This is a genomic window from Brevundimonas sp. AC546 (assembly GCF_979258305.1).
The window spans coordinates 2,586,046-2,603,505 of record NZ_OZ409849.1 but is presented as its reverse complement, the minus strand read 5'-3'; the positions used below and the strand labels follow the sequence as shown (position 1 = coordinate 2,603,505).

At 65.8% G+C, this 17,460-nt stretch carries 17 protein-coding genes and 1 tRNA gene; 11 read left to right on the top strand and 7 right to left on the bottom strand.

Annotation, left to right across the window (positions count from 1 at the left end; genetic code table 11):
• Positions 1–151: 151 nt before the first annotated feature.
• The 6 genes from ACZZZD_RS12805 (at position 152) to ACZZZD_RS12780 (ending at position 6,040) form a co-directional block, all read left to right on the top strand.
• Positions 152–982, top strand: a complete 831-nt coding sequence (locus ACZZZD_RS12805) for a TIGR02587 family membrane protein (RefSeq protein ID WP_463435543.1) — start codon at positions 152–154, stop codon at positions 980–982.
• Between the two features lie 4 nt (positions 983–986).
• Positions 987–1,367 (top strand): hypothetical protein, encoded by a 381-nt coding sequence (locus ACZZZD_RS12800; RefSeq protein WP_463435541.1) that lies wholly within the window; start codon positions 987–989, stop codon positions 1,365–1,367.
• Positions 1,368–1,781: 414 nt separating this feature from the next.
• Positions 1,782–3,611, top strand: a complete 1,830-nt coding sequence (gene thiC / locus ACZZZD_RS12795; RefSeq protein WP_463436133.1) for a phosphomethylpyrimidine synthase ThiC — start codon at positions 1,782–1,784, stop codon at positions 3,609–3,611.
• Between the two features lie 429 nt (positions 3,612–4,040).
• Positions 4,041–5,351 (top strand): reverse transcriptase domain-containing protein, encoded by a 1,311-nt coding sequence (locus ACZZZD_RS12790; RefSeq protein ID WP_463435539.1) that lies wholly within the window; start codon positions 4,041–4,043, stop codon positions 5,349–5,351.
• 3 nt (positions 5,352–5,354) lie between these two features.
• Positions 5,355–5,864: an AAA family ATPase gene (locus ACZZZD_RS12785; RefSeq protein ID WP_463435537.1), complete on the top strand. Its 510-nt coding sequence runs from the start codon at positions 5,355–5,357 to the stop codon at positions 5,862–5,864.
• A complete protein-coding gene (locus tag ACZZZD_RS12780; protein WP_372692717.1) occupies positions 5,861–6,040 on the top strand; it encodes a hypothetical protein in 180 nt (59 codons plus the stop codon). Before ACZZZD_RS12785 ends, ACZZZD_RS12780 begins: the two co-directional genes overlap by 4 nt.
• Positions 6,041–7,431: 1,391 nt before the next feature.
• On the opposite strand, the gene ACZZZD_RS12775 is transcribed toward ACZZZD_RS12780, so the two are convergent.
• A complete protein-coding gene (locus ACZZZD_RS12775) occupies positions 7,432–8,103 on the bottom strand; it encodes a DsbA family oxidoreductase (protein ID WP_463435535.1) in 672 nt (223 codons plus the stop codon).
• Positions 8,104–8,304: 201 nt separating this feature from the next.
• Positions 8,305–9,219, bottom strand: a complete 915-nt coding sequence (locus ACZZZD_RS12770; protein ID WP_463435533.1) for a DUF1206 domain-containing protein — start codon at positions 9,217–9,219, stop codon at positions 8,305–8,307.
• Positions 9,220–9,344: 125 nt separating this feature from the next.
• On the opposite strand from ACZZZD_RS12770, the gene ACZZZD_RS12765 reads away from it, so the two are divergent.
• Entirely contained in the window at positions 9,345–9,545 is a 201-nt protein-coding gene (locus ACZZZD_RS12765) for a hypothetical protein (protein WP_463435531.1), read from the top strand.
• A gap of 118 nt (positions 9,546–9,663) precedes the next feature.
• Positions 9,664–10,347: a Crp/Fnr family transcriptional regulator gene (locus tag ACZZZD_RS12760; RefSeq protein ID WP_463435529.1), complete on the top strand. Its 684-nt coding sequence runs from the start codon at positions 9,664–9,666 to the stop codon at positions 10,345–10,347.
• Here ACZZZD_RS12760 and ACZZZD_RS12755 read toward each other — a convergent pair.
• The 3 genes from ACZZZD_RS12755 to ACZZZD_RS12745 are packed head-to-tail and all read right to left on the bottom strand — an operon-like array spanning position 10,344 to position 12,810.
• Positions 10,344–11,786 carry a sensor histidine kinase gene (locus tag ACZZZD_RS12755; RefSeq protein ID WP_463435527.1) on the bottom strand — a complete coding sequence of 481 codons (1,443 nt, stop codon included), beginning with the start codon at positions 11,784–11,786 and terminating at the stop codon, positions 10,344–10,346. The two genes, ACZZZD_RS12760 and ACZZZD_RS12755, sit on opposite strands and share 4 nt — an antisense overlap.
• On the bottom strand, positions 11,783–12,463 hold the full coding sequence (locus tag ACZZZD_RS12750; protein WP_159846531.1) for a response regulator transcription factor: 681 nt from the start codon (positions 12,461–12,463) through the stop codon (positions 11,783–11,785). The genes ACZZZD_RS12755 and ACZZZD_RS12750 overlap by 4 nt, the downstream gene beginning before the upstream one ends.
• Positions 12,463–12,810, bottom strand: a complete 348-nt coding sequence (locus ACZZZD_RS12745) for a hypothetical protein (RefSeq protein WP_463435525.1) — start codon at positions 12,808–12,810, stop codon at positions 12,463–12,465. The genes ACZZZD_RS12750 and ACZZZD_RS12745 overlap by 1 nt, the downstream gene beginning before the upstream one ends.
• Before the next feature lie 217 nt (positions 12,811–13,027).
• Here ACZZZD_RS12745 and ACZZZD_RS12740 point away from each other — a divergent pair, with 217 nt between their 5' ends.
• From ACZZZD_RS12740 to ACZZZD_RS12730, 3 genes are all read left to right on the top strand, one after another.
• Positions 13,028–13,402, top strand: a complete 375-nt coding sequence (locus ACZZZD_RS12740; RefSeq protein WP_463435524.1) for a hypothetical protein — start codon at positions 13,028–13,030, stop codon at positions 13,400–13,402.
• Positions 13,403–13,754: 352 nt separating this feature from the next.
• Positions 13,755–13,831, top strand: a tRNA-Arg gene (locus tag ACZZZD_RS12735).
• Positions 13,832–14,070: 239 nt separating this feature from the next.
• Positions 14,071–14,391, top strand: a complete 321-nt coding sequence (locus ACZZZD_RS12730) for a hypothetical protein (RefSeq protein WP_463435522.1) — start codon at positions 14,071–14,073, stop codon at positions 14,389–14,391.
• A gap of 12 nt (positions 14,392–14,403) precedes the next feature.
• Here ACZZZD_RS12730 and ACZZZD_RS12725 read toward each other — a convergent pair whose 3' ends face one another.
• Together ACZZZD_RS12725 and ACZZZD_RS12720 are read right to left on the bottom strand one after the other, a co-directional pair.
• Positions 14,404–15,399 carry an amidohydrolase family protein gene (locus ACZZZD_RS12725; RefSeq protein ID WP_463435520.1) on the bottom strand — a complete coding sequence of 332 codons (996 nt, stop codon included), beginning with the start codon at positions 15,397–15,399 and terminating at the stop codon, positions 14,404–14,406.
• Between the two features lie 31 nt (positions 15,400–15,430).
• Positions 15,431–17,371 carry a S9 family peptidase gene (locus ACZZZD_RS12720; RefSeq protein WP_463435519.1) on the bottom strand — a complete coding sequence of 647 codons (1,941 nt, stop codon included), beginning with the start codon at positions 17,369–17,371 and terminating at the stop codon, positions 15,431–15,433.
• Between the last annotated feature and the right edge of the window lie 89 nt (positions 17,372–17,460).

Sequence of the window (17,460 nt, the reverse complement as noted above, 5' to 3'; positions counted from 1 at the left end):
CCTGTTCGCCCGTTCAATACCCGCTTCCCTCTCCCGTCGGGAGAGGGCTTGAGCGCACGAGAGCGTCAGCGATCGTCCTGGCGCGAAAGGGTGAGGGCCACGGCGTATCCGACATGCGGAGCCAAAGCCGACCATCAAGCGTTGCCGTCCCATGACCGCCGCCGCACCGCTTCTGGATCTGGGACGAGAGCGCGACTACGTCCGCGACCTGGGCCGCGCCTTCGCGGGCGCCCTGGTCTTCAACATCCCGCTGCTGATGACGATGGAGATGTGGGAGCAGGGCGTGGTCATGGACCGCTGGCGCCTGCTGGCCTTCATCCTGTGCGGCCTGCCGCTGCTCTATGGCCTGTCCTATTATGCGGGCTTCTCAAAGCGGCGCGGCCTGGTGAACGACACCCTGGACACCGCCGTCGCCCTGGCCGTCGGCTTCGTCACCGCCTCGATCCTGCTGGTCCTGTTCGGCGTGGTCGAGTGGGACGCCCCGCCGCGCGAGGCCCTGGGCATGGTCGCGCTTCAGGCCATTCCCGGCGCCATGGGCGCGCTTCTGGCCCGCCGTCAGCTCAGCGGCGACGGCGGCGGCGACACGGACGAGGATCAGGCCTCCTATTTCGGCGAACTGTTCCTGATGGCGGTCGGCGCCCTGTTCTTTGCGCTGAACATCGCCCCGACGGAGGAGATGATCCTGATCGCCTACAAGGCGACGCCGATCCACACCCTGGCCCTGATCGCCGTGTCGATCGTCCTGCTGCACCTGATCGTCTTCAACGCGGGCTTCGCCGGTCAGGAAGAGGCCGACCACCCGCTCAAGGCCTTCTTCCACTTCACCGTGCCGGGCTACGCCATCGCATTGGGCGTCAGCCTGTTCGCCCTGTTCATCTTCGGCCGGATCGAAGGCCATTCCGTCGCGGGCGTGGTCCAGACCATGATCGTCCTGGGCTTCCCCGCCTCCATCGGCGCCGCCGCCGCCCGTCTGTTGGTCTAAGCCCATGCCTGCCAAAAAGAAGCCCATCCCGACCCCGACCCGCCCCGTCCTGCAATGGACCATGGCCGTCCTGGGCGCCGTCGTCACCCTGACCGTCATCGGCGTCGTCGTGTGGGAGGCGGTCCAGCCGACGGCCCCGCCCGCCCTCAGCGCCCGCATCGTCGCCGTCCAGTCCACCGCCGCCGGCCACGTCGCAACCATCCGTGTCCAGAACGATGGCGACCAGACCGCCGCCGCCGTCGATATCGAAGGCGTGCTGGGCGACCAGACCGCGACCGCCAGCCTCGACTACGTCCCCGGCCACGGCCACGCCCAGGCCTACCTCCGCTTCGACGCCGACCCCCGCGCGGCGTCCGTCTCGGTCAAGGGCTGGTCCGCGCCTTGAGGCTGGGTTATGGTCCCTTCGTTCTCCGGGGGGTCGCGCAGCGCGCCTTCAGCGAGCGGCATCCGCGAGCGGTTCGAAGGCGCGCCACTTAAGTGGGCGCTTTCCGGGCGGCGAACCGGCGACCACTTCGCCTGAAAGCGCCCAGCGGCTGAGATTGGCGTAGCCGCCTGACCCGTCGAACCTGATCCGGGTCATGCCGGCGAAGGGATGGGAAACGCTACGGGTCCGCGCGACAGGACCGTTCCGCCCGACGTCGGCAGACCTCAACCGTTTGAGGCCGCCATGAACATCCAAGTCACGCCCCCCGCGCTTCCCGAAGAGCCCAACCTGGCTCAAGCAGCGAGCGACCGCGTCGCGAGCGCTAGCCACGAAGGGAACGTCGAGCTCGCTCTCAAGGACGCGCGCGATGAGGTCATGCGCGAGACCGGGACCATCCCCACCGGCGAACGAGCGGGCAGCCGCAAGGTCTATGTCGCCGGCGAGCTATACCCCGACATCCGCGTCCCCTTCCGCGAGGTCGCCGTCCACCCCTCGGCCAACGAGCCGCCGGTGACGATCTATGACAGCTCCGGCCCCTACACCGACCCCACGGTGACCATCGACATCAAGCGCGGCCTGCCCCTGGTGAAGTCGTCGTGGCAGCTGGATCGCGGCGACATCGCCCCTGTCGCCAATCCCCGCGAGGTCAAGCCCGAGGACAACGGCCACGCCAGCGGCAAGAACCTCGCCCCCCGCTTCGACGTCTCGAACCACAAGGTGTTCAAGGGCGTCGAGGGCCGCCCGGTCACCCAGTACGAATACGCGAAAGCCGGGATCATCACGCCCGAGATGGAATACGTCGCCATCCGCGAGAACCTGCGCCGCGAGCAGTCCGCCCCCTGCATCAGGGACGGCGAGGACTTCGGCGCCAGCATCCCCGACTTCGTCACGCCCGAGTTCGTTCGTCAGGAGATCGCGCGCGGCCGCGCCATCATCCCGCACAACATCAACCACCCCGAGGTCGAGCCGATGATCATCGGCCGCAACTTCCTGGTGAAGATCAATGCGAACATCGGCAACAGCGCGGTCCTGTCCAGCGTGGACGACGAGGTCGACAAACTGGTCTGGGCCACCCGCTGGGGCGCGGACAACGTCATGGACCTGTCGACGGGCCGCAACATCCACAACATCCGCGACTGGATCATCCGCAACTCGTCCGTCCCCATCGGCACCGTGCCCATCTATCAGGCGCTGGAGAAGGTGAACGGCGTCGCCGAGGACCTGACGTGGGAGGTGTTCCGCGACACCCTGATCGAACAGGCCGAACAGGGCGTGGACTATTTCACCATCCACGCGGGCGTGCGCCTGCCCTTCGTGCCGATGACGGCCAAACGCGTCACCGGCATCGTCTCGCGCGGCGGCTCCATCATGGCCAAATGGTGCCTGTCCCACCACAAGGAGAGCTTCCTCTACGAGCATTTCGAGGACATCTGCGACATCATGCGCGCCTATGATGTCAGCTTCTCATTGGGCGACGGCCTGCGCCCCGGCTCCATCGCCGACGCCAATGACGAGGCCCAGTTCGCAGAACTACGCACCCTGGGCGAACTGACCAAGATCGCCTGGGCCAAGGGCTGCCAGGTCATGATCGAGGGCCCCGGCCACGTGCCGATGCACAATATCAAGGCCAATATGGATGAGCAGCTGAAACACTGCCACGAGGCGCCCTTCTACACGCTTGGCCCGCTGACCACCGACATCGCCCCCGGCTATGACCACATCACATCGGCCATTGGTGCGGCCATGATCGGCTGGTTCGGCACGGCCATGCTCTGCTACGTCACGCCCAAGGAGCATCTGGGCCTGCCCGACCGTCAGGACGTCAAGGACGGCGTCATCACCTACAAGATCGCCGCCCACGCCGCCGACCTGGCCAAGGGCCACCCCGCCGCCCGCCTGCACGACGACGCCCTGAGCCGCGCCCGGTTCGAGTTCCGCTGGGAGGACCAGTTCAACCTCGGCCTCGACCCCGAAACCGCCCGCAAATACCACGACGCCACCCTGCCCAAGGAAGCCCACAAGACCGCCCACTTCTGCTCCATGTGCGGCCCGAAATTCTGCAGCATGAAGATCAGCCAGGACATCCGCCGCGATGCCCAGGCGCAGAACGACGCGGGCGCTTCGCTGACGGAAGCCGAGGCCGGCATGGCGGAGATGAGCGCGAAGTTCAGGGCCGGCGGCGGGGTGGTGGAGGTGAAGGTGTGATTTCACGCACTGGTTGACAGGCTAGCTCGTTGGGTCAAAGCTAAGCTCATGTGCGAGGTGCACTAGCCAGCGTCGGGAACATCACTTTGCAGGCTTGCCACGAAGGCAAGTCGCCACTTCGTAAAAGAAGCCCTGACTTGCCGATGCTGGCGCCTCCACCAAGGCGAATATATGCAAGAACTCATCCTTGAGGCCTTGGTCCGAAAGGCTCGATCAGTCCTACGTCGGCATCAAGCAGGCGTCGCCACCGACCGAAAGTACGCTCGAAAGTTCAGCAAACGCACTGGCCTTGTCGCGGGTAGACCTAGGGTAGATTCGCCAAGCGCCTGGGACCTACATCCCCACTTCGATCCGGCATACTGCATTCGCCATGCCGAATATCTGAGCCGAGTAATATGGCGAAAGATTCAAGATGGCACCTATGAGCCAGTGCCCGCCGTCCAATACGAAATTGAAAAGCCGGGTGGCGGAACACGCGTCATCATGGCGTTTTCTATTCCGGATTCAGCGGTTGCAAATGTGGTCCACCGAGCCGCCACTCGGCGAAACATCAATATACTATCTAGCAACAGTTACGCCTACCGACCTGATAAGAGCGTTTTCGATGCGGTTATAAATCTTCGCCGATCTGTCACTGGCGCAAAAGTTTATGTAGTTCAATACGACTTCTCCAAATACTTCGACACCATCGATCAAGAATATCTAAAAAAGATCGTTGGCGATCGACGTAATTTTGTCTTGTCGATTGCAGAACGGAACGTCGTCAAGACGTTTTTGAACCATCGCTACGCGCGAGTTTCGGATTACCCAACCGGGGTATTTAAAACTCGTGACGCGGGTGTGCCGCAGGGAAGCTCCCTGTCGCTATTCCTATCGAACGCTGCTGGTCACGCTCTCGACCTGTCGCTGGAGCGTATGAACGGGTCTTTTGTCAGGTTTGCTGACGATGTTGTGGCGATCACTCAGACCTACTCGGATGCACTTCGCGTGGCCGAGGAGTTTCGGCGCCATTGTTTGGCGGCTGGGCTCAAGATTAATCGGGAAAAGTCGCCTGGCATTCGTCTCTTGGGTGGCACGAGCGAACTTGAGCAGCGCGTCATGGCAATTGATGATGACGACATAGCCGAGCTCAAGACTATCGAGCATATAGACTACCTAGGTCACCGAATAAAACATGATCGGATTGAACTACCCGAAAAATCAGTACGGCGTATCAAGCGACGGATATCGTCCATCATCCACAAGCATCTGTTCCTCTACAGTCGCGGGCCCAATGGAGCGATGGCAGCCGACAGGATCGGCCCCGGCTTTTATGATTGGGATTTCGTCACCTGTCTGAATGAACTTAGAAAATACATATACGGCGGCCTCGGCGAGACACAGATCAGGAGATTTCTGGACCACAATCAAAAGCCGTCGGGGATACGCGGTTTAATGGGGTTCATGCCGCTGATGACAAATCGTCGGCAGCTTGCCGATCTCGATGGGTGGCTTCTCAACATCTTGGTCCGTGCCCAGCGTGAAAGATGTCGAGTAGCCGCAAGCCGCGGCTACGTCCTGGCACCGTTGACTCGGGAACAAATTCTGACGGGCGCGTGGTATATTTTTCCAACCGTCGCACAGGATACCCAAGCGCCGAGCTTCGTCAGGGCATGGCGTGCGGCACGGAAGTTTTATCTCCGCTATGGCTTGGTCGGCATTGAACCCCCAGCATATTACTCGATGATCGAATATCAGTAATCGATGCCCACCCTCGTCCTCCTCGCCGGGCCGAACGGCGCCGGCAAGACCACCTTCATCAACGCCTTCCTGCGGGAGCGTACGGAGACGTTTCAGTTCGTCAACCCGGATGAAGTCGCCCGTGGCCTGACCGGCGAAGGTCCGGCGCGCGATTTGGCGGCCGGGCGTCTGGTGCTGGAGCGGCTAGACGCGCTGACGCGCGCCGGGGCGGACGTGATCCTTGAGACCACTCTGGCGACGCGCTCGCACGTCGTGCGCATTCGCCATTGGCGGACGCTCGGCTATCGGGTGGAACTGGTCTATCTGCGCCTGCCCAACGCCGACTATTCGGTTGCGCGCGTCGCGCGCCGGGTTGCGCGCGGGGGACACGGCATTCCCGAGGAGACCCTGCGCCGCCGCTTCCTGCTCAGCGCCGAGTATCTCGAAACGACCTACAAGCCTGCCGTCGATGCCTGGAAAATCTACGCCAATGGCGACGACGGTCTCGATCTGCTAGATTGGGGACCGCGATGAACAAGATGCTGATCGACCACGAAACCGCGCTGAAGGCCGCGCGCCGCGCCGCCGAGATGGCGAAGCACGGCACGCGCGAGGAGCAGTCCGGCAAGTTCCTGCCGCCGCCCGGCTGGAAGGGACATCTGGTCACCGCCGCCGACGCCCCGGCTGCGCCGAAGAAGAAGCGGGCCTAGGCGTGTGCTCACTCTCCCGTTGGGAGAGGGCTTGAGCGTCCGAGAGCGAAGCGATTGGAAACGCGAAAGGGTGAGGGCCGGACCTCGCCGCAGACGCACGACACTCACCCTTTTGGCCAAGGCGCATCGCTGACGCTCTGCGGGCCTCAAGCCCTCTCCCACCGGAAGAGGGAAAAGGCGGCCTTCCCATACAACATGTCCCCTCCCGTCCCGTTGACATTCCTCGGCTTTCGGGAAATCGACGGCCTCTACCCTATCACGGTTCGGGACGGCCTTAGACTGGGGGCGCGTCCTGGGATCGGGCGTGGGCGACAGCCGGGGGACGGGATGGACGACGATCAGGCCTATGACGACGGCGAGGGCGGCGGGTTCGATGGGCCGCGAGATCCGCTTTACGATGCGGCGACGCAGCAGGGGCTGGGTCAGATTCGCGTCCTGCGCGCGGCAGGTCTGGAACAGGCGTATCGCGACGCGCTTCACCTGGACTGTTCGGCCGAGGCCGAGGTGCGGTTCTGGCGCACGCACGGCCTGCCGATGCATCTGTTGCGGCTGCCGGCTCTCGCCGCCTCGGACACCGTCGCGCGCGACGCCGACCGGGTCCACAATCGCGGCTATCGCCGCCTGTCGGAAGAAGCCTGGCAGGCGGCGGGCGAGGCCTATCTGGAGGGCGACACGGCCGAGGAGGTCAGCGCCCGTTACGGCATGGGGGTCAGCACCTTCCGCGCCCGCGCCAGGGACGAAGGCTGGCGGCGCGAGGATCAGGACGATCCCGCGCCCTTGCCGATGGATGGGCCTATGGATGGGCCGATCGACCTGCCGTTCGAGACGGCGCAGGGCCTGCCCGACTTTGCAGAGATGGCGGCCCACGCCCTGGTGCGGATGGGTCGGGCGGTCCAGGCCGGGCGCGCGATGGAGGCGGCGCGGTGGGTGCGGCTGCACGCCCATCTGACCCGCCTGGCGCGCGAGGCGGAGCCGCCCCCTCCAAAGCCCGAGCCCAAACCGAAAGAACCCGACATGGCGGAACGCGCCACGGCCGTCGCGCGGGAGATCGGCGTCATCGCCCTGGAGGCCGCCGCCCTGACGCCCGGCGACTATGCCGGTCGCGACGCCCTGATGGCGCGGGTTGACGCGCTCGACGACCTGAAACCGTCCCCGATTTCAGACGAATTGCACCTTCAGACGGTGTTTTTTCGCAAGGGGCGTCTGAAACCGACCCGCCGTGACCGTCTCCTCCCCATCGCCTGCGATGGGGAGGGGGACCGCGCCCGCAGGGCGTGGTGGAGGGGCTCTCGACACCCCACAGACGTCGATCTTGCAGAAAGAACCCCTCCGTCACGGCGCGAAGATGCGCCCCGCTGCCTCCTCGCTTCGCGCCAGGGAGGAGACGACCGTCACACCTCCGACGCCATCTTCCTCAGCGCCTCTTCGAACACCGACGCCGGTTGGCCGCCGCTGATCAGATATTTGCCCTCCACCACCACGGCGGGGACCGAGGTGATGCCGCGCGAGCGCCACAACTCCTCTGACGCCCGCACGGCCTGGGCGTAACGGCCCGAGGCCAGCACCTCGCCCGCCTCGGGCCGGTCCAGCCCGGCGACCTCGGCGGCGGCGGTCAGGACCCCGGCGTCGGTCAGGTTGCGGTTGTCGGTGAAGTGGGCGGTGAACAGCGCCTGTTTCAGGGCCTTCTGCTTGTCGGGCGCCGTCTCGTGCGCCCAGTGCAGCAGGCGGTGCGCGTCGAAGGTGTTCCAGATCCGGCTGTCGTCGGTCATCCGCATGTCGAAGCCGACCTCCCCCGCCCGCTCGCGGATCATGGCCCGGTTGGCGGCGGACTGCTCTGGCGACGCGCCGTATTTGCGGCCGATGTGTTCGACGATGTTCTCGCCCTCGGGCGCGATCTGGGGGTTCAGCTCGAACGGCTGAAAGGCGATGTCGGCGGCGATCCCCTCGCTCTTGAGGGCGTCCAGCGCCGTCTCCAGCCCGCCCAGGCCCACGACGCACCACGGGCAGACCACGTCGGAAACGAAGTCGATCTTCAGGGTCTTTGTCGGAACGGCTTGGGTCATGGCGAAGGGCCTTCTGGAACAGCGAGTGTTGCGAAGGATATGGGAAGCATGACCACGAACGCCAGACCGTCTCCTCCCCACGATGTGGGTAGGGGGACCCCGAAGGGGTGGAGGGGCTCTCGACGCCTCGCAGACCCCCTCCGTCACGACGCAAAGCGGCGCCGCGCCACCTCCCCACGATGTGGGGAGGAGACAGAAGCCTCACCCGATCTTCAGATCCCTCGGCGGCCGGATCCGGCGCCAGCGCGCCTCCACGAAGGCGAAGGCGCCGAAGGCCATCAGCCCCGCCGCCGTCAGCCCCAGGATCCACGACCCGCCCGGCTGGGCCTCCAGCGCGTCCAGCGCCGCCGCCGCCGTCGTCACCTCGCCCGAGCGCGCATGCAGCCCCGCCAGAACCACGAAAACCCCCAGCGGCAGATAGGCGAACCCCCGCGCCCCATACCCCGCCCGCGCCAGGGCCGTCGCCGTCCCGCAGAAGGCCTTGGGACAGGCCAGGGCGTCGTCGAAGTCGTCGCGGAAGGCCCGCACGATATTGCCGACGCCGACGCCCAGCACCACCAGCCCCGCCCCGATCAGCAGCACCTCGCCGAACGGCAGGCCCAGCAGGATGGCCGCCTTCTCCTGGTTCTCTGCGACGCTCTCGGCCTGGGCGGACGAGGCGCTGGTCGCCTCGCCGAACTCGTCCAGATACTCGAACACCCCCGACGCCAGCACCCCGTAGAACAGGCCGCTGACCGCCTGCCCGCCGCGCGTCAACCAGCCCTTCAGGTCCGTCCCCTCATGGTCCGCGTCGAACACCGCCTGCAGCACGCGCCAGCCGACGAAGGCCCACAGGCCAAGCCCCAGCAGCACCAGCCACACCTTGCCGAACGGCTGGGCCGCCAGCCAGCCCGCCGCCCCGCTGGTCCCCACCGCCTCTCCGATCCGGTCGGTCGCCGCCAGCAGGGTCAGGGCGCCGGCCGACAGATAGACGAAGCCCCGCGCACCATATCCGACCCGCGCCGCCCACTCGACCAGCGTCGCCAGCGGCGGCAGGCGCCGCATGATCGGTGCACGCCGGCGCAGGGTGCTGCCCAGGTCGACGGCGGCGTGGCGAAGGGTCTTGGCGGCGGTCATCGCATCTCCGGCGTGGGGAAGTTGCTCAACGCCCCTGCAACGGCAAAGGCTCCCGCGCTCCTGTGTCGACATCCGACAGACGCCGGCCCGTATATGCCGCTACCGTCAAGCCTCAGGAGCCAGGCTTGCACATCTACGAGTTCCACTTCTTCGACGCGGCCGACCGTCGTCCGCTGCTCGACTTCTTCGATGGCGCCGACGACGCGACAGCCGTCGCCGCCGCCCGACGGCGTCTGGCCGACCACGCCTCGTGCATCGGGGTCGAGGTCCACCAGGGGGAACGCCTCGTCGCCCGGTTGGAGCGGAGCAAGACCGACGCCGTCTGAGCGGCTCCGTACACAACGCGGTAAAATCAGGGCTTTTCCCCAGAAACCAGCGACAGATACTGCTACGCTGTGTCGGGTTCCGACAGACGAGACGCACGGATCGCCTTATGCGCGAACTATGCGCATCCTCCCGCCGGGCAACCGGTTGATCCACGGCCTGAATCTCGAGGACCGCAACGCCCTTGCGGCGATCGCCACCCCCGTCGAATTCGCTCTTGGCCATGTGTTCAACGAGCCGGACGACGCCGTCGAACACCTGCACTTCATCGACAGCGGCTTCTGCTCCTCGGTGGCGGTGCTGGAGGATGGGCGCACGGTGGAGACGGTCATGATCGGGCGCGAGGGCGTGCTGGGCGTCGTCGCCTCGGTCGTGCCGCACCACGCCCATACCCGCAGCGTGGCCCAGGTCGCCGGCACGGCGCGGCGGGTGGACGCCGCACGTTTCCGGGCGCTGTCGGCCCAGAGGCCGGGCGTGCGCGACGCCGTGGGCGACTATATGGCCCGGCTTCAGGGCGAACTGGAGCAGTCCACCGCCTGCAACGCCCTGCATCACGCGGGCCAGCGGTTCGCCAAATGGCTGCTGCGCTGTCACGACCGGGTCGAGGGCGACACGCTGAACCTGACGCAGGAGTATCTGGCCTCGATGCTGGGGTCGCAGCGCACCACGGTGAACGAGGCGGCGCAGGGGCTTCAGAAGGCCGGCGCCATCGCCTATTCGCGCGGCCGGATCACGGTGCTGGATCGCGCGGCGCTCGAACGGGCCGCCTGTGAATGCCACCGCCGGGGCGGCGACCCGCGCTAGTCCGCCTGAGCGGCCGGCAGTTCCAGCACCGCCTTGAGCCCGCCCATGTCGCTGTCCGCCAGCGTCAGCCGGCCGCCATAGGCGCGGGTCAGGTCGTCCACGATCGACAGGCCCAGGCCCGAGCCCGGCGCGCTTTCGTCCAGCCGGGCGCCGCGCTGCATGACTGTGTCGCGTTGATCGGCCGGCAGGCCCGCGCCGTCGTCCTCGACCACCAGGATCATCTGCCCCAGGCCGCTGCCCCCCGCCGAGACGCGGACCCGGCGCCTGGAGAATTTGGCGGCGTTCTCGATCAGATTGCCCAGGATCTCCTGCAGGTCCTGACGCTCGCCCAGGAACGACAGGCTGTCGGGCGCGCGCCAGTCGATCTCGACGTTCTTGTCGCGGAACACCTGTTCGATCATGACCGCCAGCTCGTCCAGCACCTCGGCGACCGGCGTGGTCTCGCCAAGGCCGTGGGCGGCGCGGGCGGCGGCGCGGGCGCGGCGCAGATGGTGATCGACCTGGCCCTGCATGACCTTGGTCTGGCGCCGCACCAGTTCGGGCAGGTCGCCCGGGGCCGTCCCGGCCTCGGCCAGCATGACCGAGATCGGCGTCTTCAGCGCATGGGCCAGGTTGCCGACGTGGGTGCGCTGGCGCTCCACCACCTCCTGGTTATGGTCCAGCAGCCGGTTGACCTGTTCGGCCAAGGGCTGGATCTCCAGCGGATAGGACCGCCCGATCCGGGCCGACTTGCCCTTGCGCACGTCGGCGATCTCGTCGCGCAGGTCGAACAGAGGGCGCAGACCGATCCGCACCTGGATGAAGACCGCCGACACCAGGCCCAGGCCCAGGATCAGCATCGCCGTCCAGGTGACGCGGGCGAACTGGCGCGTGTCGGCGTCCACCTCGGAGCGGTCGATGGCGGCGATGAAGATGACCGGATGTTCGTGCCGGGGAATGGACTTCATGCTGGCGGCGACCCGCAGCGGCTCGCGCGTCTCGTCGTCGTCCTTGGGGCCGGTGGTGTTGAAGGTGATCACGTCCCCGAACGCCGCATCCAGCCGGTCAGGCAGGTCGGGCGGCAGGGTCAGGTCATAGCTCCACAGCGAGGTGGACCGGGCCAGGCTGACCAGCCGTCCATCGGGCCGAACCTCCATGATCTGCCAGTATTTGCCCGACAGCAGGCGCAGGGTGCGGGCGTCCTGAATCTGGGGCACGACCTCGCCGGGCGGCGTGCGGCTGGCGGCCACCACGATCTCCTCCGTGGTCTCGTTCAGCATGGTGCCCAGGCGGCGCAGGGCCGATTCCTGGAAGGCCTGGGTCAGGACCAGAGCGGCGATCACCAGGGCCACCAGGATCCAGGCCGAGGCCAGCCAGATCAGCCGCCGGGTCAGCGAGCGACCGGGCCGCCCGAACCAGCGTCCCCAATCCTGTTTTACCGAAACCGCCTGCCCGGTCACGCCGCTTCGGATTCGCCCGCCAGAGGCGTCAGCCGGTATCCCAGGCCGCGCACGGTCTCGATCCGGTCGGAGCCGACCTTCTTGCGCACCCGCCCGATGAAGACCTCGATGGTGTTGGAATCCCGGTCGAAGTCCTGATCGTAGAGGTGTTCGACCAGTTCGGTGCGGCTGATGACCCGACCCTGATGCATCATCATGTAATGCAGCAGCCGGTATTCCAGCGAGGTCAGCCGCAGGGGTTCGCCGTTGACGCTGGCCCGCGCCGCGCGCGGATCAAGCCGCAAGCCCCCGCAGGCCAGGGTCGCCGAGGCGATGCCGGCCGAGCGACGCAGCAGCGCCCGCAGACGCGCCAGCAGTTCTTCGGTGTGAAACGGCTTGGTCAGATAGTCGTCGGCGCCGGCGTCGAAGCCCGCGACCTTGTCCGACCACGAGCCGCGCGCCGTCAGGATCAGGACCGGCGTGGCCTTTCCCTCGCGGCGCCAGCGCTCAAGCACTGACACCCCGTCGATCTTGGGCAGGCCCAGGTCCAGGACGATGACGTCATAGGGTTCGTTCTCGCCCAGATAATGAGCTTCCTCGCCGTCCGGGGCGTGATCCACGGCATAGCCCGCGTCGCCCAGCGCCGCCTTCAGCTGACGCGACAGGTCGGCGTCGTCCTCGACAAGAAGCACGCGCATCAGTTCGGCCTGCGACGTTGATTGTTGTTGTCGTCCGATCCGCCCTGACGGGCCTGGCCGGTGCGTCCGTCGACCACGACCTCGCGCACGCGACCGTCGCGTTCGACCAGGACAGAGTAGTTGCCGTCGCGGCGCGGCTGGGTGTCGATGGGGCGTCCGCCGCCGGCCGCGCCCCCGCGACGACGCGCCTCGTCCGGGCTGACGCGCGGAGGAGGGCGATCCTGCGATCGTTGATCCTGGTCGCGCGACTGGCGATCACGAGACTGCGCGACCGCCTCCGTCGACAAGACGGGAGCGAGGGCCAGGGCCGCGACGGCGAGGATGAGACTGGCGTGTTTACGGAACATGGAGACCGATCTAGGCCCAATCATCTGAACGGGCGCTGAATACGTCGTATAGTTTAAAGCGACCTTCGCGCCAAACCGACGAACGCCGATCCTGTCATCCTTGTCATGCCGATGAACCGAACCTGATCGTCGCTGTTCAGAACCGGCTCAGTCGCCAGATGGTCAACTCTCCTCATCGCTGGTCACCCCGACCGGCATAACATTTGAGGAGATCGCCATGCGCAAGCTCATCGTCCCCGCCATCGTCCTGGCCGCCGCCTCGGTCGCCGCCCCGTCCTTCGCCCAATCCTATCACCGCCCTGCCCCGCCGCATCATGGCGCCCAGCACGCCGGCTATGGTTCGTGGCAGTCGATCAACGCTCGCCAGGCCAACCTGGACCGCCGCATCGACCAGGGGGTCCGTAACGGCCAGCTCAGCCGCCGCGAAGCCACCCGCCTGCGCGGCGAGTTCAACAGCCTGCTGCGCCTGGAAGCCAACTACCGCCGCGGCGGTCTGACCGCCTGGGAACGGACCGATCTGGACCGTCGTTTCGACCGCCTGTCGGCCCAGATCAGAAACGAACGCAACGACCGAGACAACCGTCGCGGCTGAGGCTTCGGCCATCAATATGACGCCTGAGAGCGCGGCCTACAGGCCGCGCTCTTCTGCATTTCAAGTATCAGCGCCGCTCTGGTTGCTCGCAGGCGCCAATGACGACAGGCATGCCGCAGTAAGTGCGCGGACGCCCGCGTTAACGGCCAAGCCTGGCCCTGCGGAACAGGAACGAAACGAATCAGGACCGAATCGCCGACACCGCCCCATTCGTCCTTTGTTCACCGCGACATCTGGTAGGTTAAGCCCGCTTAACCACAAGCCTCACGTGAGGCGTTCCCCACCTCTCCACCGAATTTTTCATCCGCTCCCGCTTTCCCGGAACGCGCCGACCCGCTAGGGCATCGTCCGTGGCCCCGTAGCTCAGCTGCATAGAGCAAGGCTTTCCTAAAGCCGAGGTCGGGGGTTGGAGTCCCTCCGGGGTCGCCATCATTTTATCGAGACCACTTAGAACCTGCTCAATACACACTAAGGTCGCTCAGGGCGCGAGTCGCTCAAGAGGGCGCGGTGCAGTCTCGCTAAGCAGCTAGTGTCAGCAGTGCGCCAGAAGCGGATATTGGATCGCAGCCTGCAAGTAGACGTTCATCTTCATCAATCTGAGCTGAGCGAAGGCCTCTCAGCGTTCAAACCTATTTTGTGTTCGACGGGACGTCAGGGGGCGCTGCATCGTGCCCGCCATGAATGGTTTTACCCTCAAAGATTACGTCGCTCAGGAAGCGATCGCCCTCGAAGCGAACCTGACGCTGGGCGGAAACTTCAAAATCTTCGCTGAAACAGGGATCGCGATGTTCACCTCAACGATCACGTCGGCGGGCCGCTCGCACCTTCTCTTTATGGCCAACTACAGTTTCATCCAAGCTATGCTGTCGGCTCTCAGAAGCGCCAGTAGCGGACATTTTGACCGACGCGGAAATCAGACCTTCAAACGAAGGCGTGAGGGCCCGACCTGTGGCAAATGCATGACCGCTTCCGGCGGAAAATACTCCTAGCTTGCGTGCAGATCACCTCATCCCGACGTGTCGTCGCCTCAGACTCTCCGATTCCTGTGACGACAGCGGCAACAGTCCCATTGCATCGTTCAGATAGCCGTCCAGCGAGCCTGAGAACGGCCAGTCGGAACCTGGCACGAATTGCTCGATGCCGATGCCTCTCATGACCTCGACCAGCCGCGCACGGTTTTCCGGCGACGTATCGGCGTCGAAGACCTGGGCAAGGTCAAAGAAGAGGTCGGGCACCATGTCAGGCTGTTCGGCCAAGAACTTTCGAAACGCCTCCATCGCGTCCCAGGTGTTCGCATCCAACCCGCCCCAACCGCCGGAATGGGCGATGACAACGGGGGTGTTGCGGGCGTGGGGCAGGACCTGTTCGACGAAGATGCGGACGTCGCGCGCGCCATAGTCCTCTGCGCGGGTGCGCATATGGATCGTGATGGTCAGCCGGGCGTCCGATGCGGCCTCGAAAACGGCCGCCAGGCGACGGACGTGATCTGGATTGCGCAGATCGACACCCGAGTTGGTCAGATGCAGCTTCAATCCCTTGGCGAAGGGCTCGTCCTTCCACGCCTCGATTTCGGCCAGAGCATCGGGCGTCAGCGGATTGACAGAGACGAAGGCGACCAGTCGCCCCGGGTGCGCCGCCGCCGTGGCGACTGTGAAGGCGTTGGCGTCGTGAACCCGCGTTGCGGCGTCGGCCAGCGCAGGAACCATCATCGGGCTTTCGGCTAAATAGGCCGTGGACATCATCCAGGCCGTCTGGACGCCCGCCTCGTCCATGTCCGCCAGCAGATCGTCAGCCGTCCGCGTCTCGACGAAGGCCGGATCACAGGGGCCGATACGCCCTGGACTGCTGCAATAGGCCGGCAGGATCTCCAGAATGGCGGGCGAGTGGACGTGGACGTGATGGTCGGTGTGAACCGGTGCGCGGATCTGCGCCATCGCGGGCGCCGCAAGGAGCGCGGCCGAAACCGCGCTCGCCACGACGATGCTTCTGAAGGTCATGGATGGATTTCTGAACGGCGCCGGTCAGGGCTCAGCGCGCGGCGTCGCCGAGCAGCGTCTGTTTCCAGAACAGCAGACTGGTCCAGAAATAGTAGTCCTCGTTTTCCTTCTTGTGGAAACCGTGCCCCTCGTTCTGCGCCAGCAGATGCCAGGCCGTGCCGCCGTTGCTGCGGACCGCGCTGATGATCTGGTCGGCCTCGGAGGCGGGCACGCGGGGATCGTTGCCGCCGGTCGCCACGAGCAGCGGGATGGTGATCTTGTTTACGCTGGTCAGGGGTGAGATGGCCTGCAGTTGCGCGCGCTGGGCCGGATCACGCTCGTCGCCGTATTCGACGCGTCGCAGGTCGCGCCGATACGACTGGGTGTTTTCCAGGAAGGTGACGAAGTTGGAGATGGCGACGTAGCAGTTCGCCCCCTTCAGCCTGTCGCTGTAATGTACGGCTGTCGCGTAGCACATATAGCCGCCGTAGGAGACGCCGGTGACGGCGAAACGCGCGGCGTCCAGCTCAGGGTTGACCTCCAGCGCATCGAGGAAGGCGCCGATATCCTTGACCGAATTCTCGCGCTGGAATGGGCCGTTGTCCAGGTTGACGAAGCGCGTCCCATAGCCCGACGACCCGCGCACGTTCGGGAAGAAGATCGCCACGCCCAGTTCGTTCAGCAGATAGTTTTGCGAGCCCAGGAAGTCGGGTCGGGTCTGGCCTTCCGGGCCGCCGTGAATATCGACGATCAGCGGGCGCTTGCCGGGGAATTTGGCCGGATCGGGTTGATAGAGGAAGCCGGAGACGGTCTCGCCGTCGAAGCTCTTCACCTCGACCAGCTTGGGCTCGATGTTGATCGCGGCGTTCAGGCCGCCGGTCTCGCTGTGGGTCCACTGGGTGACCGCCAGGGTCGTCGGATCGATTGAGAAGGCGTCGCCGGACACGCGGGCGGACGACAGGCTCAGCCCGATCGCCCCCCATGGCGCGATGTCAATGGACGGGCCGATGCTGTAGGGGATGACGCCGTCAGGCAGGCCGGAGACAACGCGGACCGCCCCCGTGGCGACATCCATGACCTTGAGCCGAGAGACGCCCGCCTCGTTCACGGCGTAGGCGATGAAGCTGTCGTCCGGCGCCAGGGCGTAGTCGCTGACATCCCACCGAGTCTCGGTGCTGACGGGCGCGAAACCGCCCTGCCCGATCCGTCCCAGGCGCAAGAAGTCGGAATCCTTGTTGGACGTCGCCCAGACCGTGCCGTCGGCCGCATATTTGGGATCGACATAGGAGACCTGGGCCGCCGGATCGGTCAGCGGGGTCATGCGGCCGGACGCCAAGTCCAGCTCATAGACCACGGCGTTGTTTATCGACATCCGGTTCAGGACCAGGGCCTTGGTCCCGTCCCTGGAGAAGTCGGCGATGTTCCAGCCGCCGCCGGACACCTGCGCCACCAGACGGTCGGTCGAGGGATTTTCAGGATCGACGACATACAGATCCATGTCCGCGCCGTTGCGGCGCGACGAGGCATAGCCGACGCGTTTGCCGTCCGGGCTCCAGGCGCCGAACCAGTTGCGGCTCTTGCCGTCGGTGATGCGGGTCAAGCGGCCGCCGGTCAGGGTGTAGAGCTGGTAGAACTCGTCCCCGCCATTGTCCTTCTGGACCAACAGGGTCTGGCCGGACGGCGACAGGGCGCCGGCCAGGATCGGCTCCGCCTCGAAACTGATCTGGGTGCGTGCGCCGTCGGGACCGGCGACGACGTGAAGCTGGTCCGTAGCGCCGAACCGGGTCTTGACCAGCATGGATCGGTCGGCGGCGTTCCACCCCAGGAAGGCGGCGCGGCGCGCCTGAAGATAGGGTTGGGTCGCGGCGACCAGATCGTCCGGCACCGCCGGCAGGCCATCGGCCACAATCGCAGCCGGTTTGGGCGCTTCGGCGAAGGCGGCGGGCGCTGCGGAAATGGCGAGCGCGAGGGCCAGCGGGAGACGAGAGATCATCATTCAGACCGTGAACTGGGGGAAAGAAGAAGGGGTCGCCGGCTCCCGATCGGGAGAACGAAGCCGGCGACCGGGAGCGCGCTACCCGA